General features: G+C 64.8%; 21 protein-coding genes. 16 read left to right on the top strand and 5 right to left on the bottom strand.

The genetic code is table 11. The annotated features are described in order from the left end of the window. Positions 1-65 precede the first annotated feature (65 nt). The 5 genes from ACVIGA_RS37150 (at position 66) to ACVIGA_RS37170 (ending at position 4,489) form a co-directional block, all read left to right on the top strand. Positions 66-1,094, top strand: coding sequence for a carbon-nitrogen hydrolase family protein (locus ACVIGA_RS37150; RefSeq protein WP_456669922.1), 1,029 nt, complete (start codon positions 66-68; stop codon positions 1,092-1,094). Positions 1,095-1,261: 167 nt separating this feature from the next. Beyond that, on the top strand, positions 1,262-2,368 hold the full coding sequence (locus ACVIGA_RS37155) for a cupin domain-containing protein (protein ID WP_456669923.1): 1,107 nt from the start codon (positions 1,262-1,264) through the stop codon (positions 2,366-2,368). A 44-nt stretch (positions 2,369-2,412) separates the two neighbouring features. Beyond that, positions 2,413-3,321 (top strand): fumarylacetoacetate hydrolase family protein, encoded by a 909-nt coding sequence (locus ACVIGA_RS37160; protein ID WP_456669924.1) that lies wholly within the window; start codon positions 2,413-2,415, stop codon positions 3,319-3,321. Continuing rightward, positions 3,321-3,752, top strand: coding sequence for an acyl-CoA thioesterase (locus ACVIGA_RS37165; RefSeq protein ID WP_456669925.1), 432 nt, complete (start codon positions 3,321-3,323; stop codon positions 3,750-3,752). Before ACVIGA_RS37160 ends, ACVIGA_RS37165 begins: the two co-directional genes overlap by 1 nt. Then, positions 3,749-4,489 carry a hypothetical protein gene (locus tag ACVIGA_RS37170; protein WP_456669926.1) on the top strand — a complete coding sequence of 247 codons (741 nt, stop codon included), beginning with the start codon at positions 3,749-3,751 and terminating at the stop codon, positions 4,487-4,489. The genes ACVIGA_RS37165 and ACVIGA_RS37170 overlap by 4 nt, the downstream gene beginning before the upstream one ends. A gap of 165 nt (positions 4,490-4,654) precedes the next feature. On the opposite strand, the gene ACVIGA_RS37175 is transcribed toward ACVIGA_RS37170, so the two are convergent. Genes ACVIGA_RS37175 through ACVIGA_RS37190 form a run of 4 tightly spaced genes read right to left on the bottom strand, consistent with a single transcriptional unit; the run spans position 4,655 to position 9,369 of the window. After that, complete coding sequence (locus ACVIGA_RS37175) at positions 4,655-5,368, bottom strand: ABC transporter ATP-binding protein (protein WP_456669927.1); 714 nt, start codon at positions 5,366-5,368, stop codon at positions 4,655-4,657. Next, positions 5,365-7,134: a branched-chain amino acid ABC transporter ATP-binding protein/permease gene (locus tag ACVIGA_RS37180; RefSeq protein WP_456669928.1), complete on the bottom strand. Its 1,770-nt coding sequence runs from the start codon at positions 7,132-7,134 to the stop codon at positions 5,365-5,367. The genes ACVIGA_RS37175 and ACVIGA_RS37180 overlap by 4 nt, the downstream gene beginning before the upstream one ends. Beyond that, complete coding sequence (locus tag ACVIGA_RS37185; RefSeq protein ID WP_456669929.1) at positions 7,131-8,174, bottom strand: branched-chain amino acid ABC transporter permease; 1,044 nt, start codon at positions 8,172-8,174, stop codon at positions 7,131-7,133. Before ACVIGA_RS37185 ends, ACVIGA_RS37180 begins: the two co-directional genes overlap by 4 nt. 43 nt (positions 8,175-8,217) lie before the next feature. Further along, positions 8,218-9,369: an ABC transporter substrate-binding protein gene (locus ACVIGA_RS37190; protein ID WP_456669930.1), complete on the bottom strand. Its 1,152-nt coding sequence runs from the start codon at positions 9,367-9,369 to the stop codon at positions 8,218-8,220. A 224-nt stretch (positions 9,370-9,593) separates the two neighbouring features. Here ACVIGA_RS37190 and ACVIGA_RS37195 point away from each other — a divergent pair, with 224 nt between their 5' ends. From ACVIGA_RS37195 to ACVIGA_RS37220, 6 genes are all read left to right on the top strand, one after another. Then, on the top strand, positions 9,594-9,914 hold the full coding sequence (locus ACVIGA_RS37195; protein WP_456669931.1) for a hypothetical protein: 321 nt from the start codon (positions 9,594-9,596) through the stop codon (positions 9,912-9,914). Between the two features lie 82 nt (positions 9,915-9,996). Further along, a complete protein-coding gene (locus ACVIGA_RS37200) occupies positions 9,997-10,779 on the top strand; it encodes an aspartate/glutamate racemase family protein (protein WP_456669932.1) in 783 nt (260 codons plus the stop codon). Positions 10,780-10,915: 136 nt separating this feature from the next. After that, positions 10,916-12,094: a thiolase family protein gene (locus tag ACVIGA_RS37205; RefSeq protein ID WP_456669933.1), complete on the top strand. Its 1,179-nt coding sequence runs from the start codon at positions 10,916-10,918 to the stop codon at positions 12,092-12,094. Further along, entirely contained in the window at positions 12,091-13,332 is a 1,242-nt protein-coding gene (locus tag ACVIGA_RS37210) for an SDR family NAD(P)-dependent oxidoreductase (RefSeq protein ID WP_456669934.1), read from the top strand. Before ACVIGA_RS37205 ends, ACVIGA_RS37210 begins: the two co-directional genes overlap by 4 nt. Positions 13,333-13,366: 34 nt before the next feature. After that, entirely contained in the window at positions 13,367-14,149 is a 783-nt protein-coding gene (locus ACVIGA_RS37215; protein WP_456669935.1) for a cyclase family protein, read from the top strand. Between the two features lie 57 nt (positions 14,150-14,206). Next, a complete protein-coding gene (locus ACVIGA_RS37220) occupies positions 14,207-15,364 on the top strand; it encodes an ABC transporter substrate-binding protein (RefSeq protein WP_456669936.1) in 1,158 nt (385 codons plus the stop codon). Positions 15,365-15,449: 85 nt separating this feature from the next. On the opposite strand, the gene ACVIGA_RS37225 is transcribed toward ACVIGA_RS37220, so the two are convergent. Further along, the gene (locus tag ACVIGA_RS37225; protein ID WP_456669937.1) at positions 15,450-15,956 is read right to left on the bottom strand and encodes a MarR family winged helix-turn-helix transcriptional regulator; all 507 of its coding nucleotides are present in this window, start codon (positions 15,954-15,956) and stop codon (positions 15,450-15,452) included. A gap of 409 nt (positions 15,957-16,365) precedes the next feature. Between ACVIGA_RS37225 and ACVIGA_RS37230 the strand changes: the two genes are divergently transcribed. From ACVIGA_RS37230 to ACVIGA_RS37250, 5 genes are all read left to right on the top strand, one after another. Beyond that, positions 16,366-17,154, top strand: coding sequence for an SDR family NAD(P)-dependent oxidoreductase (locus tag ACVIGA_RS37230; protein ID WP_456669938.1), 789 nt, complete (start codon positions 16,366-16,368; stop codon positions 17,152-17,154). 14 nt (positions 17,155-17,168) lie between these two features. Then, entirely contained in the window at positions 17,169-17,963 is a 795-nt protein-coding gene (locus ACVIGA_RS37235; protein ID WP_456669939.1) for a MoaF C-terminal domain-containing protein, read from the top strand. A 15-nt stretch (positions 17,964-17,978) separates the two neighbouring features. After that, positions 17,979-18,368 (top strand): nuclear transport factor 2 family protein, encoded by a 390-nt coding sequence (locus ACVIGA_RS37240; RefSeq protein ID WP_456669940.1) that lies wholly within the window; start codon positions 17,979-17,981, stop codon positions 18,366-18,368. A gap of 241 nt (positions 18,369-18,609) precedes the next feature. Then, positions 18,610-19,875, top strand: coding sequence for an ABC transporter substrate-binding protein (locus ACVIGA_RS37245; RefSeq protein ID WP_456669941.1), 1,266 nt, complete (start codon positions 18,610-18,612; stop codon positions 19,873-19,875). A gap of 3 nt (positions 19,876-19,878) precedes the next feature. Further along, a complete protein-coding gene (locus ACVIGA_RS37250; RefSeq protein WP_456669942.1) occupies positions 19,879-20,742 on the top strand; it encodes a branched-chain amino acid ABC transporter permease in 864 nt (287 codons plus the stop codon). The last annotated feature ends 6 nt before the right edge of the window (positions 20,743-20,748 follow it).

The following is a 20,748-nucleotide window of genomic DNA, read 5'->3' on the forward strand; positions in this document are numbered from 1 at the left end:
ACGTTTACATGTAAAGTAAGTCAAACGCTGCGCCCCGATTATGAGCCGGCGACAGGGTAGGGCCAATGCTGAAGCTGCCGCGCTTTCGTGCCGCCGCCGTCCAGGCTTCACCTGTCTATCTCGACGCAAGCGCGACCGCCGACAAGGCCGCCTCACTGGTGCGTGAGGCGGCGGCGAACGGCGCGCGGCTGGTCGCATTCCCCGAAGTGTTCGTACCCGGCTATCCCTATTGGAACTGGATCACCGATCCCGTCACCGGCAGCGCCTGGTTCGAGAAGCTCGTCAAGGCGTCGGTGCTGGTGCCGGGTCCCGAGGTCGATGTCGTCCGCAAGGCGGCGCGCGATGCCGGGTGCTACGTCGTGCTCGGCGTGAACGAGCGCAGCCCGGTGTCGCTCGGCGCAATCTACAACACGCTGGTCTTCATCGGCCCGGACGGAACGCTGCTCGGCAAGCACCGCAAGCTGGTGCCGACCTGGGCAGAGAAGCTGACCTGGACCGGCGGCGACGGGTCGAGCCTGCGCGTCTATGACACTGAGATCGGGCGCCTCGGCGGGCTCGCCTGCGGCGAGAACACCAACACGCTGGCGCGCTTCGCGCTGCTCGGGCAGGGCGAACTGGTTCACGTCGCGAGCTACATCTCGCTGCCCGTCGCGCCGCCGGACTACGACATGGCCGAGGCGATCAAGCTGCGCGCCATCGCCCATTCCTTCGAAGGAAAGATCTTCACGATCGTTTCCTGCTCGACCGTGTCGGAGGAGATCATCGCGGCGATGGAGACCGTCGTCCCCGATGCGCGGGCGCGCCTGCAGCGCAAGTCGAGCGCGTTCTCCGGCGTGATCGGGCCGGACGGCCGTCTCGTCGGCGAGCCGCTGATCGACGATGAAGGCATCGTCTATGCCGATATCGACCTCGATCGCTGCATTCAGCCGAAGCGGATGCATGATATCGTCGGGCACTATAACCGGTTCGACATCTTCGATTTGCGGGTCAACCGCCGTCCGCAAACACCGCTCGGCCTCGCGGAAGGCGAACGTCTGGCGCCCGATGCCGCGGAGCAGGCGAGCTTCGTCTCAATTCCAGGTAGGACGGAATGATGCGACGTGTCGATCCAACGACACCATCACCCGCTTTCGCGGGTGATGACACCGCGTGGTGTGGCAACTTGAATCGACAGCCAGCTTCACCGTCGTCCTGGCGAACGCCAGGACGAGAGTCATGGATGTGGCGACAAGACGTCATCAGATAAGACTTGGAGGACAGGATGGGTGAAAACGTCATCGGCCGGGCCAATGTCGAGGATACCCCGGAGCTCAAGGCCTATTACAAGGACCTCGAGAAGTTCGAAGCGGCCGCGCTGTGGACGGTCGCCAACAAGATCGAGCCTTGGCAGCCGCAGTCGGCGTCCGTTCCGGTGCTCTGGCGCTACAGCGATCTGCGTGAGCACGTGCTGCGCTCGGTGGAGCTGGTCTCGCCGGAGAAGGCAGGACGGCGGGTGATCTACCTCAACAATCCCGGTCGCCGCGACGTGTCGGCCGCGGTCGGTTGGCTCTATTCGGGCTTGCAGGTGATGCACCCGGGCGAGGTGGCGTCGGCCCACGCGCATTCGGCCTCCGCCCTGCGCTTCATCATGGAAGGCGAGGGCGCCTACACCATCGTCGATGGCCACAAGATGACGCTCGGCGCGCGGGATTTCGTGCTGACGCCGAACGGCACCTGGCACGAGCATGGCGTCGAGGAAAACGGCTCGGTCTGCATCTGGCAGGATGGGCTCGACATTCCGCTCGTCAACGCGCTGGAGGCCAATTTCTTCGTGGTGCACCCGAAGATCCAGCAGGAGGAGTCGGGCTATCCCGTCGACGACATGACCAAGACCTGGGGCAATCCGGGCCTTCGGCCGGCGGGCTCGCGATGGTCGAACGGTTATTCACCGATGTTCAAATATGAGTGGGAGCCGACTTACGAGTCCTTGCGGAAATATGCCGCCGCCACCGACGGATCGCCCTATGACGGCATCCTCATGAACTACGTCAATCCGATCACCGGCGGACATGTGATGCAGACCATCGGCGCGAGCATGCAGTTGCTGCGGCCAGGCGAGAAGACCAGGTCGCACCGCCACACCGGAAGCTTCGTCTACCAGGTCGCCAAGGGGCACGGCTATTCGGTGATCGGCGGCAAGCGGTTCGAGTGGCAAGAGCGCGACATCTTCTGCGTTCCCTCCTGGGCCTGGCATGAGCACGGCAACGCTTCGGCGAGCGAGGACGCCTGCCTGTTCTGCTTCAACGATCTTCCCGTCATCGAAGGGCTCGGCCTCTACCGGGAAGAGGCCTATGGCGACAATGCCGGCCACCAGTCGGTCGCGGCCTGACGTTTCCCCGCAGAATTCAACCCGAATAATCGGATCAGGCTCTCATGCGTCTAGTCACCTACACCTTGGGCTCCAGCGGCGCCCGGCTTGGGGTTGTCGTCAACGGTTTGGTTGTCGATGTCGAGCGCCTCGGTGCGTCACGCGGTCTGGTCTGGCCGGGCGATATGCTCTCGTTGATCGATAACGCCGTCACCTTGCTGCCGGCGTTGAAGGAATGTCTGGACAGCGCCAACGGGTCGCTGCCGGTCGGCGGCGCCGTCCCGATCGAGGATGTCAAGCTGCAAGCGCCGATCCCGCGCCCGCGCAAGAACATCTTCGGGATCGGGCTGAACTACCGTGCGCATGTGGCGGAGTCCGCCAAGAGCCTCGACACCGACAAGGATCTGCCGAAGCAGCCGGTGGTGTTCTCCAAGCCGCCGACCGCCGTGATCGGGCCGGGAGCCGCGATCCAGCACAATGCCAGCATCACCCGGCAGCTCGACTGGGAAGTCGAGCTCGCCGTCATCATCGGCAAGACCGCGACCCGCATCCCGGTCGAGAAGGCGATGGATCACGTCTTCGGCTATTCCGTGATGATCGACATTTCCGCGCGCGACAATCGCCGCGCCGGGCAGTGGATCTTCTCCAAGGGCATGGACACCTACGCGCCGTTCGGCCCCTGCATCGTGACCGCCGATGAGATTCCCGATCCGCATGACCTCAGGCTTTGGCTGACGAAGAACGGCGTCATGAAGCAGGACTCCAACACCAAATACATGATCTTCGATATCCCCGCCCTGATCGCCGATATCTCGTCCGGCATGACGCTCGAGCCGGGCGATATCATCGCGACCGGAACGCCTGAAGGCGTCGGCGCCGGCATGAGCCCGCAGGAATGGCTGTGGCCCGGCGATGTGGTCGAGGCCGGCGTCGACGGCGTCGGCGTCATCCGGCACCCCGTTGTCGCGATCTGATGACCTCGTTCTCGTTCGATCGCGAGCTGAGGTTCGGCGACTGCGATCCATCGGGGATCGCCTATTTTCCGTCCTACCTGAATATCCTCAACGGCGTGGTCGAGGAGTTCTGGACCACGATCGGGTTTCCCTGGCCGGAGCTGATCACGGTCCGCAGGATCGGGACCCCGACCGTGCATCTGACCTGCGACTTTTTGCGGCCGTCGAAGTTCGGCGATCGCCTGACGTTTGGCCTCTGCATCGTCAAGGTCGGCCGCGCCTCGCTCCATCTGGCGCACGTCGTGACGGCCGCAGATGGCGTGCGCTGGCGCGCGCGCCAGATCCTTGCCGCGACGTCGCTGGTCGATCATCACGCCATTCCATGGCCCGACAACGTTCGTGCGGCTCTCATGTCGCATCTGCAAGCCGGCGAGGAGAGGGCTGCATCATGATCTCGCTGTTCATGACGTTCTCCGATCCGAAAGGCGAGCGACGAATTCACGCGGACGATCTTGCGGCTGTGGCTGCAATGGTGGGGTCTACTCCGGGCATGGCCGAGGGCCTGCTGTTCACGCCGCTGGAGCAATCGGTCGATCATCCCTACAAGGCGGACGGGTCCGGGCCGGTATTTGCGCTGCAACTGCGTTTTCCGGACCTGTTTGCCTGCGAGGCCGCGATGGACCGCGGTGGTGTGCTCGCGGGTCTTGCGGCAGGTCGCGGACTGCCGAGCCTAACCGGATTGGACGTGACGCATCAGGCGATGGTGACGCGCGCCTTTCCGGTCGACGACGCCAAGCATGCGAACGGCACGGTCACGCCGTGCAGCTACCTGGTGCATTACCCCGGGCCGGCTGACGACATGAATGCCTGGAATTTGCACTATCTGGAGCTTCATCCGTCGATCATGCGGACCTTCCCTGAGGTCCGCCAGATCGAGATCTACACGCGCATCGATTGGGTCGACCGGCTACCGTCGCAGCGGGTCGAGTACATGCAGCGCAACAGGCTGATGTTCGACAGCCCGCAAGCCCTTGCGCGCGCGCTGAGCTCCGACGTGATCACGCGCATGCGCGCGGATTTCGTCCGGTTTCCGCCGTTCGCGGGCGGCAACAAGCATTTTCCGATGCTGACGAGCATCGTCCCGGCCTGGGAGATGAGGGAGATGGGCGAGGGCGGAACGCCGCGATGATGGTATTGTGCCCTTGATTTGCCCGACGGCGCAAGCGAATTCTGAAAATCAGCACGCGTCACGCCGGGCCAGCTAGCCATTGATATGACTATGGCCGGCTACTGTGCATGGGGTTGTTTTCGATGTTTTTGGTGTGCGGCTCGCCGGGACCCACCCAAACCGGTCTCAGTGTCCGCCGAGATAGGCCGTGATCAGCCGGGGATCGTGGATCAGATCCTTGGCAGGGCCGGACTGCACGATCTCGCCGGTCTCCAGCACGTAGCCATAGTCGGCGGTCTCGAGCGCGGCACGGGCGTTCTGCTCGACCAGCAGGATCGACACGCCCAAATCGCGCAAGGACGCGATGGTGCGAAAGATCTCGCGCACGATCAGCGGCGCAAGGCCAAGGCTGGGTTCGTCGAGCATCAGAAGCGCGGGCTTTGCCATCAAGGCGCGCCCCAGAGCCAGCATCTGGCGTTCGCCGCCGGACAGCGTGCCTGCGGCCTGGCGTTGTCGTTCCCTCAGCCGGGGAAAGCGATCATAGACCTCGTCCAGCGTCTTTCGGACACCCGAGCGGTCGCGCAGGCTGTAGGAGCCGAGCAGGAGGTTGTCGGCGACCGACATATCCGAGAACAGCTCGCGCTTCTCCGGAACGAGGCAGAGCCTGCGCTCGACGCGATCCTCGACCGACATCTTACCGAGATCGTTGCCGCGGAATGCCATGCGGCCACGCGATCCGAGCAGCCCGATGGCGGCCATCAGCAGCGTGGTCTTGCCGGCGCCGTTCGGGCCGATCACGGTGACGATCTGGCCCTCGTCGACCGACAGCGAGGCGTTACGCACGGCCTCGACGTTGTCGTAGCAGACTGTCACGTCGGTCATGGAGAACATCTCGCTCACGCGACGCCCCCGAGATAGGCCTCTTGAACCCGCTCGTCGCTGCGGATCGCGCTTGGCACGCCCTCGCAAAGCTTGGAGCCAAAATCGAGCACCACGATGCGGTCGACCAGCGACATCACGAACTCCATGTCGTGCTCGACGATCAGGATGGTGAGGTGATCCGCCCGCAGCGCGCGGAGCAGCTCCGCCAGTCTCAGCTTCTCCTGGCGGCGCAGGCCCGCCGCCGGCTCGTCGAGCACCAGCAGGGCGGGATCCGCGGCGAGCGCGCGGGCGATCTCCAGGATGCGCTGGTTGCCAAGCGGAAGATTGCCGGCGAGCTCGAACGGCTTGTCGCCGAGCCCGACGCGCTCGAGCTGCATCAGCGCCTCGTGCCGGGCGCTGGCTTCCTCGCGCTGATTGAGGCGAAAGGCGCCGGCCAACAGGCCGGTGCGGGTTCGGCTGTGGGTGCCGAGCATGACGTTCTCCGGCAGGCTCATGCGCGGCCGCAGCTTGACGTGCTGGAAGGTCCGGGCGACGCCCGCCCTGGCGATGCGGGATTGCGGATCGCGCGTGATCATGCGGCCCGCAAAGACGATCTCGCCCTTGTTGACCCGCAGCGCGCCGGTCAGGCAGTTGAACATCGTGCTCTTGCCGGCGCCGTTCGGACCGATGACCGCAAGTATCTCGCCGGATCTCACCTCGAAGCTGACATTGTTGACCGCGACGAGGCCGCCGAAGCGGCGCTCGGCGCCGTCGACCTTCAGGAGAAGCTCGCCCGGTGCCGGCTGCGGACGGCGCGGCAGCGGCGGCGCCGGCTGCGGCCGCTCGCGCCTGATCTTCGGCAGGTAGCGCGCAAGGGAGGGGACGATGCCCTGCCGCGCCCATTGCAGGAACAGGATGAACAGTGCGGAGAAGGCGACGATCTCAAGTTGCCCTGATGCGCCCTTGGCGATCAGCGGCAGATAATCCTGCACGCTGTTTTTGAGCAGGGTCACGATGGCGGCGCCGACCACACCGCCGAGCAGGCTGCCCGCGCCACCGACCATCGTCATCATCAGGTACTCGATGCCCATGCTGGCATCGAACGGACCCGGGCTGATGAAGCGGCTCATATGCGCGTAAAGCCATCCGGAGAGCGAGGCCAGGAACGCCGCGATCACGAAGGTCACGAGCTTGATCCGGAAGGCGTTGATGCCGAGGCTCTCGACCAGCGTATTGCCGCCGCGCAGTGCGCGCATGGCGCGGCCGAGCCGCGAGTCCAGCAGATTGTACCCGAGCAAGAGCGCCAGGGCGACGATGCCCCAGATCAGATAATAGATCTGCGCGCTGGAGACGAGCGCGAACGAGCCAACACTGATCGGCGGGATCGACGAAATGCCGTTGAAGCGGCCGAGCCCCTCGACATTGCCGAACAGGAAGCCGATCGCAAGGCCCCATGCGACGGTCGACAGCGAAAGGAAATGGCCCTGCAGGCGCAAGGTGACGACGCCGAGAATGGCCGCGACGCCGCAGGTCAGCGCCACCCCGAACAGCAGGCCGAGCCAGGGCGATTGCCCGTTCAGGGCAGAGACCCACGCCGTCGCATAGGCGGCGATGCCGACGAACGCGGCCTGTCCGAACGACACGATGCCGCCGACGCCGGTGAGAAGCGCAAGGCCGATGGCGACCAGCGAATAGATGCCGATATAGTTCATCAGCGTCACACTGAACGGGCTCAGGACGAGGGGCGCGAGTGCGAGGCACGCCAGTGCTGTTACTGCTGCGAGCTGAACATGCAGGCGCGTCATTCCTCGATCTCCTCCTCGGAATGCAGCGAGGCGAGGGATCGCCAGATCAGGACAGGGATCAGCAGCGAGAACACGATCACGTCCTTCAAGGCACTGCTCTGGAACGACGCGAAGCTTTCGAGGATGCCGACCCCGACCGCGCCGATCGCGGCACCGGGATAGCTGGTCATGCCGCCGACGATGGCGCCGACGAACGCCTTGAGCCCGATCAGGAAGCCGGAATCGTAGAACACGGTGTTCACCGGCGCGATCAGGATGCCGGATACGCCGGCCATCAGTGAGCCCAGCAGGTAGGCGATGGTGCCGGCCCGTGCCGGCCGGATCCCCATCAGCCGCGAGCCGGTCCGGTTCACCGCGGTGGCGCGCAGCGATTTGCCGACCAGCGTGAAGTCGAAGAACAGATAGAGAAGTCCGCTGAAGACCAGCGCGGCGATCACGATCAGCATGGTCTGGCCCGAGATCAGCACGCCGGCGAATTCCGTCGAGAACGACGTCAGCGCTTCGGTCCGAACACCCTCGGGGCCGAAGAACAGCAGGCCAAGGCCGACCAGCGCGAAGTGCAGCGCCACCGAGACCGTCAGCAGCAGCAGCACCGTGCCGTCGGCGATCGGGCGGAAGACGATCCGGTCAAGCAGAGGGGCGATCGGCGTGATCAGCATCAGCGCGAGCACGAGCCGGACCGCGAGCGGCGGATCCATGCGCATGGTGAGCCAGGCGATGCCGACCACTGCCAACGGAAGGACGAGATAGAACAGCAGCGCGCGTGGCAGGAGTCGAGTGTCGCCGTTGCGAATGAGCGAAATGATCTCGATCAGGGTCGCAAGGCCCGCCAGCACCACGACCAGCGCGCCGGTTCCGGGAAAGCGCTTGGCATCGAGGGCCGCAAGCGTCAGGGCGGTAAAGGCGGCGATGTCGCCGAAGGGAATGAAGATGACCCGTGTCACCGTGAAGATGAGCACGGTTCCGATCGCGACCAGCGCGTAGACCGCGCCGGTGGCGATCCCGTCGATTCCAAGGATGGCCGCGATGTCACTCGTCATTGAGACGCCGTTCCCCCGTTCCGACCGACGGCCATGGTTTCGCTTATGGCGCGTACTTCCAGACGCCGCCGGTCAGGCGGACCACCACCAGCGAGCGCTCGTCGACGCCGGTCACCGCACCGGGCTTGAAGTTGTAGACGGCATGCACGCCGGGCAGTTCCTTGGTGCTGAGGATCGCGTCGCGCAGTGCGGTGCGGAATTCCGTCGTCCCGGGCTTTGCGGTCTTGAGCGCCCGCTCGGCGGCGTTGGCAAAGATCAGCCAGGCATCGAAGGAGTAGGCGGAGAATCCGTCGGTGGTCGGAATGTTGTGGGTCTTCTGGTAGACCGCGCGGAAATCGAGCGCGATCTTCTTGGCGAAGTGGTCGTCCGGAAGCTGCTCGGCCACGATCACCGGGCCGGCGGAGACCTGAATGCCCTCGGCGGCCTTGCCACCGACCGTGACGAAGTCCGGATTGACCAGCGCCACGGTGCCGTAGGTGTTGCCCTTGAAGCCGCGTTCTGAGAGCGTGATGAGCGGCAACGCACCTTGCGTACCGGAGCCGCCGATCAGCACCGCATCGGGACGCGCGGCCATGACCTTGAGGATCTGCGCGGTCACCGAGGTATCGGTGCGGGCATAACGCTCGTTGGTCTGGACCTTGATGTCGTCTGTGGGCTCGGCGGCCTTGGCGCCGTTGTAGACGAGGTCGCCCCACGCATCGGAGAAGCCGATATAGCCGATGTTCTTCATGCCGTCGCGCTTCATCCGGTCGGCGACGATCTTGACCAGCAGCGAAGCCGGCTGCGGCACTGCGACGACCCATTGATCCGGCGAGTCCGGAAGCTTGCCGACCGGTGAGATCGAGATCATCGGCACCTTTAATTCGCTGGCGACGGCCGCCATGGCGATGGTCGAGGGCGTTGTCGCGGTGCCGATCAGCAGATCGACCTTCTCTTCCTCGACGAGCTTGCGTGCGTTGCGCGTCGCGGCCGACGGATCGGAACCGTCGTCGAGCTGGATCAGGCGGATGGTCTCGCCGTTGATCGTCTTCTTGTATTCATAGGCGGCATTGATGCCGCGGCCATAGGGGATGCCGATCGACGCGCCGTTGCCGCTCAGCGAGGTGACGAAGCCGATCGTGATATCGGCCTGCGCAGCCGGTGCTGCGAAGACGCCGGCGACAAGTGCGAGTAAGCCCAGGGTCTTCTGCCGCATTTGCGTTGTCCTCCGTTGATGCTGGGTACGAATGTCCGGCAGCCGGGCAGGAGCCCGCGCTGTGCACGAACCGGTTGAAGGCATTGCTGCAGCGCCAGACGCCGGGCGCGGCGAGAGGGAAGTTCGCTGGGCCGGGGCGTCAGCGGCCATGACGAGGTGCGCCGCTGTAATAGCGGGCGGATCTGCGGCAACCGGCGTGCATCTGTCGAAACGAAGGAAGGCGAATGCCGCAGCCGCGACGCGCGACCGGCGATGCTGCTGCCGGCCATTCAGGCCCGACGATCGTCCACGCGATTGAGTTTCTCAAAATCGGTGCCCTGCAACATCATCGTCATGGCCACCGGCTTTGGCCGATGGTCGATTACTTAAAGCCTAAAGTATTCTCCGTGGCGCCGTCAACACGTGTCACGGGGCTGTCAGAAAAAAATGTTGCTGCATACAATTCTGTCAGAGTGCGCCAATTCCATCATCTCTTCGTCCCCAAAAATGGGTCTTCTCGTCCTGATGGCGAGGCCCCCTTCGTGGGCTCCATCGCGCGCATTTGACGGGTCAATTAGTTTATGGTTGAAATATCTCCGTCGGCAGGCCGACGGCCGATGCTCCCGTCACCGTTTGAGGAGAAGGGCGATGCGCATCTTCTGGCAGAGTTTCGTCGATGCGAGCGTGAACGCGCCCTATATGGCGCGGCTGTCGGAGTATCTCAACACGATCGCCGCGTCCGGCACGACGGTTCACGTCGAGGGCATTTCGCCGCCGGACCGGGAGTTCGGCCGGCTTGCCGAGTTGCGCTGCGCGGTTCAGGCGATCGACAACGGCATCGCGGCCGAGGAGAGCGGCTTCGACGCCTTCGTGATGGGCCACTTCCAGGATCCCGGTCTTTACGAACTCCGCGCGACGCTCGACATTCCGGTGATCGGGACCGGCGAGGCGACGCTGCTTGCGGCCTCGCAACTCGGCCGGCGCCTCGGGCTCGTGACGCTCGATCCGGTCTTCGAGGTCTGGCACTACGAGCAGGCCGAACGTTACGGCCTCGGTGATCGCGTCGTCCACGTGACCGGCCTCGGTTGCAAGCCGGAGGATTTCGCTAGCGCATTCGCCGGCGACCAGGCAGCGCACGCGCGGATGATCGAGGATTTCATGGCCTGCGCCCTGCCGCTGGTGGAGCGCGGCGCCGACGTGGTGATCCCCGCCGGTGTGCTGCCGGGCCTCTTGATCGGGCGCGAGCGTGGCCTGAAGGTCGGGCACGCGCCGGTCGTGAACTGCGCTGCGGTGGCGTTGAAGAGTGCCGAGATGTGGGTGCAACTGAGGCAGCTCAACGGCACCGAGCCAAGCCGCGGGCCGAGCTTCAAGCGAGCCAGTGCACAGGCACGTGACGATTTCCGGGCGATACTCGCGCGCAACAAGCGCTAGCGCCTGAACAGCCGACAAGCTCTGGAGAGCCAGACGTGACGAGATCCGAGAAGGTGCCTCTGTTCGAATACGAGTCGTGGCAGTATCGATGTGTAACTGGAAATGACTTGAGGCGGGCAGGCAAGGCAGGCGGCTGGTGAAGAATTCGCTGCGCACACCGTATGAGGGCATCGTGATGGCGGCTCCCGTCACGGTCCCCTATGCGCGCTATTCCATCGAGAGTGCGCAATGGTGGATCGGCCGCGCGTTGAGCGCGCTGGTCGCGCGGGCCGGCATCAAGGCTTCCGATATCGACGGCCTGTGTGTCTCCAGCTTCACTATGGGCACGGACAGCGGGATCGGACTGACGCAGCATTTCGGGCTGTGCGTCAGATGGCTGGACACCATCCCGCTCGGCGGCGCCAGCGCCATCGCGGCCTTGCGCAAGGCGGCGCGCGCGGTGCAGGCACACGATGCCGATATCGTGGCTTGCGTGGCCGGCGATACCAACCACGTCGATTCCTTCCGCCTGACGCTCGAGAATTTCTCGCGCTTCAACCAGGACGCGGTCTATCCTTATGGCGCAGGCGGCGCCAATGCGAGCTTCGCGCTGATCGCGCGCAACTATATGCGGACCTATGGCGTTACGCGCGAGGACGTCGGCAGGATCGCGGTCGCCCAGCGTGCCAACGCGCTGCGCAACCCGCATGCGCTGATGAAGGCGCCGCTGACTATCGAGCAGTACCTGGCGGCCCGTCCCATTTCCGACCCCATTCACCTGTTCGATTGCGTCATGCCGTGCGCCGGTGCCGAGGCCTTCCTGGTGATGCGGGACGAGACCGCGGCATCGCTTGGCTTGCCGGCGGCACGATTGCTGTCGACGATCGAGCGGCACAACGCCTTCGCCGACGATCCGATGCAGGTGCGCGGCGGCTGGGCAATGGATGTCGGCGAACTTTACGCGATGGCCGGTGTGAAGCCTGATGATCTCGATATCGTCCAGACCTACGATGACTATCCGGTCATCACGATGATGCAGTTCGAGGATCTCGGCTTCTGCAACAAGGGTGAGGGCGCGGCCTTCGTTCGTCAGCACGATCTGACGGTTGACGGCGACTTTCCGCACAACACCTCGGGTGGCCAGCTCTCGGCAGGGCAGGCCGGCGCCGCCGGCGCCTATCTCGGGCTCGTCGAAGGGCTGCGGCAGGTCCTGGGCGAAGCCGGTCCTACGCAGGTGAAGGATGCCAAGCTCGGTTTGGCGTCGGGCTTCGGCATGATCAATTATGACCGCGGCCTGGCCTCGGGCGCCGTGATCTTTGCAGGGCCCGCGCGATGATCGATCCAATCGAACCGCCCCGGCGCAAGAACCCGCTGCTGCGGACGCGGCTTCCGGCGTCGCCGCCGCGGGCGCGCAGCAGGACATCGCACGGGTTCACACGCGCCGCGGCCGTAGGACGCTTCATGCTGCAGCGATGCGAGGCCTGCGGCGCCTTTGCCTATCCGGCACGCGAGGCGTGTCCCGGCTGCCTTTCAGGTAGTCTCGCGTTCGTCGATGCGCCGCGCCGCGGCGCGCTGCTGGCCGAGACGACGGCGCGGGTGCCGAGCGACGTCTATTTCCGCGAGCGGGCGCCCTGGCGCATTGGGCTCGTCAAGATGGACTGCGGTCCGACGATGGTGGCGCATCTGCATTCCGACTGCGTCGAGGGCGCGCCCGTCCTGATGTCGTTTCAACTCGACAAGAGCGGTCAGGCCGTGGCCTTTGCCCGACCCGAGGAGGAGACTCCCAACATGGCAGACGACAGGCAGTGGCGGGAAATGACGGCTGATCCGAAATTCCGGCGTGTGCTCGTGACCAACGGCCGTAGCCTGATCGGCCAGGAGGCCGTTGCAGCACTGAAGGCCGCAGGCGCGAAGACGGTGTTCGTCGGCGTTGCCGAGCCGTGGCGGCCGTTTGCCGGCGAGCAGGTGTTGCGCGGACAGCAGGGGATCGAACTCGTGACGCTCGACGCGTCCGACGAGAAATCTGTGACCGATCTTGCGGCGGACATCGGCGGCAAGGTCGATATCCTCGTCAACACCACGGAATATGTGCGGCCCGGCGGCCTGCTCGACCGCAGGGGCACGAGCATCGCGCGGGACGAGATCGACCAAGCCTATCTCGGCTTCATCAATCTCGCGCAGGCCTTCGGTCCGGCGATGCGGATGCGGGGGGCGGACGGCGTCAACAGCAGTGCCGCCTGGGTCAATATCCTGTCCGTCCATGCGCTGGTGAATTGGCCCGCTTTCGGCGCCTACTCGGCATCGCAAGCCGCCTGCCTGTCGCTGTCGCATTGTCTGCGCGCGGAACTGCGGCCCGGCGGCGTCAAGGTGCTGAACCTGTTCACGGGGCCGGTCGACAACGAGTGGTTCCAGACCGTGCCGCCGCCCAAGGTCGCGCCGCGCGCTGTTGCGCAGGCGATCGTGTCCGGGCTCAGAGGTGGGCTCGAGGAGATGTATGTCGGAGACGTCGCCGAGGAAATCAGGCAGCGTCTCGCCGCCAATCCGAAGGCGCTCGAGCGCGAGCTCGACAAATAAGATCAGGATTTCAACCAAGCGGGAGGACGTGACGATGCAAAGCAAGAATCTCCTGGAGCTCGCAGGTGCGGTCTCGTCCGGCGCGGTGCGCGTCGTCGATCTGACCTTCACGCTCAGTCCGGATTTTCCGGTCATCGTGCTGCCGCCGGAATTTGGCCAGGCAGCTCCCGTCCGGATCCAGGAGATTTCGCGCTATGATGGTCGCGGTCCGGCCTGGTACTGGAACAACGTGACCTTCGGCGAGCACACCGGCACGCATTTCGATGCGCCGATTCACTGGTTCACCGGCAAGGATCTGCCGAACAATTCCGTCGACACCATGCCTGCCAAGGACATGATCGCGCCGGCCTGCGTGATCGATTGCTCCGCTGGGGCCGCGCAGGATCCAGATTTCCTGCTGACCGTTCCGCTGGTCGAAGCCTGGGAGGCGAAGCACGGGCGGATTCCCGAGCGGCACTGGGTTCTGCTGCGGACCGATTGGTCGAAGAAGGGCTGGCGCGACTACGCCAACCTCAGGGATGACGGCGCGCACACGCCGGGCCCGAATGCGGCCGTCATGAAATGGCTGGTGGAGGAGCGCGGCATCATCGGCTTCGGCACCGAGACGATCGGCACCGACGCGGGGCAGGCCGGCCATTTCGAGCCGCCTTATCCGGCGCATCACTTCCTGCATGGCGCCGGCCGCTATGGCCTTCAGTGTCTTTGCAACCTCGATCAGCTTCCCGCCACGGGCGCCGTCATCGTGGCTTCGCCGTTGAAGATCCAGAACGGTTCCGGCAGCCCGCTGCGCGTGATCGCGTTGGTTGCGGCGAACTGACGCGCGCGGGTGGCGCTTGCCCGACAGAAGAAACGCAAATCAAGAAAGACAAGTGCCATGATCTCGATGAAGACCCTGCTGGCTTCCGCCGCGCTGCTTATTGCCGTTCCGCAGGTCGGGCAGGCGGAGATACTCGTCGGATTTGTCACCGGCCTCAGCGGGCCGGTGTCGTCGATCGGGATCCCGAACGCAAAGGGACTGGCGGCCGGTGAAGCCTATATCGGCGAAGTCGGCGGTGAGAAGCTCCGCGTCATCCAACTCGACGACGGCTCCGATCCCACGGCGTCGGCGCGCAACGCGCGCAAGCTCGTCGAGCAGGAGAAGGTCGACATTCTCATCGGCACCTCGGGTGCGCCGCAGACGCTGGCGATGGCGACGGCCGCGATCGAGATGAAGATTCCGATGATCGCGGTGTCGCCGATCGCGGCGGTGCCGCCCGGCGATGGCGGACCCTGGGTCGTGCAGACGCCGCAACCGACGCCGCTGCTTGTTCAGGGCATCGTCGATCACATGAAGGCGCGAGGGTTGAAGACCGTCGCGTTCATCGGCTTCTCGGATGCCTTCGGCGACCTCATGTACGATTCGCTGTCGCAAAGCGCCAAGGCGGCCGACATCAAGGTGATCGCCAACGAGCGATACGCCCGATCGGATTCGTCGGTGACCGCCCAGGTGCTGCGCGCGTTGGCGGCGCACCCCGACGCCATCATGCTCGGCGGCACGGGAACGCCGGGCGCGCTGCCGGTGATCGCCTTGTCCGAGCGTGGCTACAAGGGACCGCTCTACGGCAACCACGGGCTCATCAGCGCCGATTTCCTCCGGCTGGCCGGCAAGGCCGCCAATGGAATCATCTGCCCGACCGGGCCGGTGACCGCGGCCGAGCAGCTTCCAGCCAGCAATCCGATCCAGAAGGTTGCATTGGCGTTCCGCGCGGCCTTCGAGAAGGCGAATGGCGAGGCGACGACCGACTCGTTTTCATCCTATTCCTTCGACGGCTGGCTGGTGTTCGTCGATGCGGCCAAGCGCGCGATGGCTACCGGCGCCAAGCCGGGTTCGCCGGAATTCCGCGCCGCGCTTCGCGAGGCGCTGTTCACCACCAAGGAGCTGGCCGGGACGCAGGGCGTCTATACGTATACGGCGGCGGACCGGCATGGCGTCGATGCCCGCGCGCGAATCCTGGTTCAGATCGAGGACGGGAAGTACAAGCTGCTGCCCTGATCGAGCGGCGGGATTGCGCTGGAGCACGATGTGCAGGCGAACATCGGCAAGAGGATGGAGCAGGGCGCTGCGATGCCGACGTCAGCTATGGCTTCTGCATCGCGTCCCTGACGGCGCCCTTAAGCTCGTCGAGCTCGCTGGTCAATCCGTCGAGGCGGCCGGCCGGGAATCCCGCCAGCAACTCCGCCAGCCATGAGCCATGGCTCTTGGCCATACGCCTGAAGGCCTTGCGGCCCTCGACGGTCATGCAAACGATCTGCACGCGCCGATCCAAATTGGAGGGAGTGCGCGTGATGTAGCCGTCCTCGACCAGGCGATCGACGATGGGTGTGAGGTTTCCGGCGGAGACCATCAGGCGCTTCGGCAGCTCTCCCAGCACCAGTCCACTCGGCTCACGGTCAAGCTGGGCCAGAACGTCGAAGCGCGGCATCGTGAAATCGAATTCCTCGCGGAACCGGCGCCGCAGCTCGCCCTCGATCAGGGTCGTGCAGGCAAGCAACCGAAGCCAAAGCCGTGTCTGAGCCCGGTACTCGGCCTCCTGATCGACCCCGCTCTTGGGCGAAACAGGTGGGGACTCCTTCGCGACTGCCAAATCAAATCTCCTGCGGCATCCGGTCCGCTGAAGGCGCCGACCTCAATGTCGCATACAAGATAGTTCGTACCAAAAGTAAATTCAAGGCTCGTTCAAGGCGCGGCGATCCCACTGGCCGATGCAGCTGAATTTGCGGAGCTTGGCGCGCCGAACGGCGATCTTCGCGGGTTTCCAACGAGCGCCTTGGCGATCCTTTCGTTGGCGGAGATACTTTATACTTAAAATAAGTGAGAGGCGGCCGAGTTGCGAGCGGAACCGCCGCACGCGCCCGCGTCCTAGCGCGGCTGCGCTTGAGTCCAAGACGGGTTCGGTCCGGTAGGTCTATCTGATGGCAACGAAACGTCGTCGGGTAGCAGTTTGTCGTCCGGCTCGACGAAAACGCGGGCGGCATCGGGGGCGAAGCGAACACATGAGATTCAGCGGACGAACGGCCCTGGTCACGGGTGGCGGCACCGGAATAGGAGCGGCCGTCGCCCGGCGGCTTGCGTCGGAGGGCGCCAATGTTGCCGTCATGGGCCGACGGCGGGAGCCGTTGCAGGCATTGGCTGACGAGACCGGTTGCTTCGTGGTGCAGGCGGACGCTGCCGACAGCGCCGCCGTACGGGCAGCCTTGGCGGAGATCCACGACAAGTTCGGCAGGGTAGATATCCTGATCGCCAATGCCGGAGGCCACGGCGTCGGTCCGACAATCTCGATGACCGACGAGACATGGTCGCTGGCGACCCGGCTCAATCTTGACACCGCCTTTGTCTGCGCCCGCGAAAGCCTCCCCGATCTGATCGCGCAGAAAGGCGCCGTCGTGGTTGTTGCCTCGATCGCCGGCCTGTTCGCGGGCCCCGATGCGGCCGGCTATGTGACGATGAAGCACGCCTGCATCGGCTTCGGCAAATCGCTGGCGCGCGATTACGGCCGCAAGGGTGTGCGGACCAATATCGTATGTCCCGGCTGGGTCGCGACCGCGATGGCCGACGAGCAGATGCAAGTCATCGTCGAGAAGCACGGGCTTCATTCGATCGAGGAAGCCTACCGGCTGGTGACCAAGGATGTACCGCTCGGCCGCCCGGCAACATCGGAGGAGGTCGCCAACGTCATCTGCTTCCTCGTCTCGGATGAAGCGTCGGCGATGAATGGTTCGATCCTGACCGTCGATGGCGGGGCGGGTGTGGTCGACTTGCCGACGTTGGCATTCGTCGAGTGAGCGGGAGGCAAAAGATGCAAGGCAACGACAGACCCGCTGACTGGAAGAATTTCGATGACTTCGCCGCCGGCATTGCGACCAACCGGCTGCCGGCCACGGACGCGCTCGCCGGCCAGAGCCTGAAGATCACGCTGAAGGATGGCCGCGCCATTGACTTGGCCTTTGCCTCGGCCGATCGGCTCGAATGGCGCGAGGGCGATGCGACCGGCGCCGACTGGTACGAGGCAATCAGCGTGGCGCCGGACGTGGTCTTCATCAACATCACCTTTGCCGCGCGTCCGACCGAGGACGAAGCGTTCATCGTCAATACCAGGACCCGCCGCGTGCTGTCGGTCCGCGAGCGCGTCCGTGCCGCGGGCGAAGCTCCCGGCGAACCGCGGGTTGCGCAGGTCTACACCTCTGGTGTCGTCGGCGATCCCGCAATTCCGCCCACGGGTTTCGAACCGGCGCCATCGCGGGACCTGGTCGGGATGACGGCCCATTATGACTACAGCCTGCAGCACCTCTACGAGCACGTCTATCTCAGCTCGCAGCGCTATGCCTGGCAGAATCTGGTCGGCGTCCAGCGCGGCCATGGCGACGTCGACCTGACGACGACCTACAAATTCGATCACAACCAATACGTCTTCGGATTCCGCGAGTTCATCATCCCGGTCGCGTCGATCTTCTTCTACGACTGGAATGCGATGCGATCGACCGGGAAATTCCTCGGCGTGGCCAGTGAGGGCCGGGTCGAGAACAAGCCGGCCGGCGCCTTCATCACCATCAAGTCCAGAACCAGCTACGACCCCGGCAAGGAGCCGGTGTAATCAGGGAGCAGCGACGTGAGCCGGAACTACGACGCGATCAAGGCGCATTATGCCGGATCGGATATCGGTGATCTCGTTGCCATGATGGCGCCGATCACCGGCGAGACCAGGTGGACCGAGATGGCGGGTTTTCCCTACGCGGGAACCTATGTCGGCGCGGACGCCATCATCGCCGGCGTGTTCAAGCGCATTGCCGAGGAGTGGACCGGCTACACGTTCACGCTCGAACGATTGATCGACGGCGGCACGACGATGGTCGGGATCGGGACCTATTCCGGGCACTACAAGCCGACCGGCAAGGCAATGCGCGCGCGCGTCGTGCACGTCTGGGACGTGGACGAGGGGCGGGTGGTGCGCTTCGAGCAATTCACTGACACAAGGCTCGTCGCTGACGCGATGAGGTGACGGGGGCGACCGCGTGCGCCGGGGCTGGGGGGCATTGGCGCACGCGGGCTTCGGGCACACACATTGCTCGTTTGTGTCCTAGGCCGATTGCGTCCGAGTCCAAGACGCGCCGGATCGCGCCTGCCTAGTATCAAGATCAATTCGGCCGAACAACGCGCCGCTATTGCATCGCACGACGCGCAAGGGGAAGCGCGGCGGAACAACGAAACCCACGCGACATCTGGGGTATGGAGGGGAACGCATGAAATCGAGACAGACGATTCTGGCTGCCGTCACAGCAATGCTCGCGGTCTGCATCGGCAGTGCTGCCTACGCGGCTGATCCAAAGTGCGGTGCCAACACCGGCAAGGCGGCGACCGGCGAGCCGATCGTCGTCGGCGGCATCGTCAGCATCACCGGGCCGGACAATTTCAGCTCGTCGGGGCTGGCCGCGGCGGCTTATTTCAAGTGCCTGAACGCCAATGGCGGCGTGAATGGCCGCCCGGTCAAATATCTGCTCGAGGACGATGCCTGGAACCCGGAGCAGTCGTCGCAGGTCGCGGCGAAGCTGATCCGCGACCAGAAGGCGGTCGCGCTGGTCGGCAACATGAGCTTCGTCGATTGCGGCGCCAACCAGGGCATCTACGAGAAGGAAGACATCATGGTGATCGCCGGCGTCGGCGTGCCGCGCGATTGCTTCTTCCAGAAGAACTATGCGCCGACCAATGCCGGCCCGCGCGTCAGCAACACCAAGGCCGTGATGGATGTCGCGCGGACCTATCCCGGCAAGATCAAGCGCGTGGTCTGCATCGCGCCGAACATTCCCAATGTCGGCGAGTGGTCCTGCACCGGCGCGGTCGCCTGGATCAAGAAGCAGGGCGGTGACGGCAAGATCATCGCGTTCGATCCCGGCTCGCTCGATGCGACCTCGATCGTGCTCGAAGCGATGGCATTCAAGCCTGACGTGATCAGCGTCGGTACGCCCAAGGGTCTGGCGGTTCCGATCTTCGCTGCGGCGGAAGAGCAGGGGCTGGCCGACAAGGTGCATTTCGCAGGTCCGGCGTCGCTCTACAATCCGGACTTCCCGCACGCGATCGGCAAGTACTGGGACGGCAAGGTCACGGTCGACATGGAGCTGAATGCCGCCACTGCCGGAACGCCGGATACGCAGAACTGGCTCGCGGTGCTGGACAAGTATGGCCAGGCCTCCGATCCGAGGGATACTTTCTCGCAGGCCGGCTACCTCGCCGCACGCGTCACGGCCGAAACCCTGCTGAAGATGGATCCGGCCAAGATCGACCGTGCCTCGGTCACGGCTGCGCTGCGCAACGTCAACCGGTTCGAGAGCGACATGTTCTGCTCGCCCTGGTACATCGGCTCGGGACCGCGTCACAACGCCAACCACGCTGGTCCGGTGTCGCAGGTCAAGGACGGCAAGCTGGTGCCGAAACCGGTCTGCATCGAGTCGGAAGATCCCGAGCTCGACGACGTGCACGCCTTCGAGAAGACGATCGGCATCGCGAAATAGACAATGCCCGATTTCACGCCCTTTCTCGTTGCGGGCCTCGCGACGGCCGCCACCTACGTACTCTCCGGTGTCGGCATCGTGGTGCTCTACCGGGCATCCGGCGTGGTCAACTTTGCCCAGGGCGCGGTCGGCGCCCTGGCAGCCTTTATCTCCTGGTCGATCGTCGAGCGCGGCGGTCCGGCCGAATGGTCGTGGATTGGCGGGATCACCGCCGCGGTCGCGGTGTCATTCCTCTATGGCCGTGTGATCTCACCCCGGCTCGCCTATTCGGATCCGATCATGCGCGCCGTTGCGACGCTCAGCTTCGCACTCATTCTGTTGGGGTTCATGGGATATGTCTGGGGCGAGGCGCCGCGCCGGCTTCGGCTGCCGACCGATACGATGAGCTTCGACCTGATGGGCGTTCGCGTCACGATGACGCGCGCGGTCGCATTCGCTCTCGGCTTGCTGGTCACCTGCGCGGTGATGGCATTTCTGTCCTATAGCCGCGTCGGCCTTCAGATGCGGGCACTGGCCAGCAGCCGCGAGCTCAGCGCGATGCTTGGTGTTCGCGTGTTCCGCGTCGATGGCTGGGCCTGGGTGATCTCGGGCGCGCTGGCCGGCGTCAGCGGCGTGCTGCTCGCCGATCTGCAGCGGCTGAGCGGCCAGGCGCTGACATTCGCCGTCATTCCGGCGATCGCCGCGGCGGTGGTCGGGCGCTTCGCATCGCTGCCGGCGACCGTCGCAGGCGGCCTTGCGATCGGCGTCTGCGAGGCGTTGCTGACGCCGGTGCCGATCGTGGGCCCGTTCCGGACCGCGGTGCCGTTTCTGTTTGCGGTCGGCGCGCTGCTGTGGATGCAGCGCAAGGTCGTCTTCGTGTACAGGTGAGCTGAC

The sequence above is a fragment of the Bradyrhizobium sp. USDA 3240 genome (assembly GCF_054063295.1).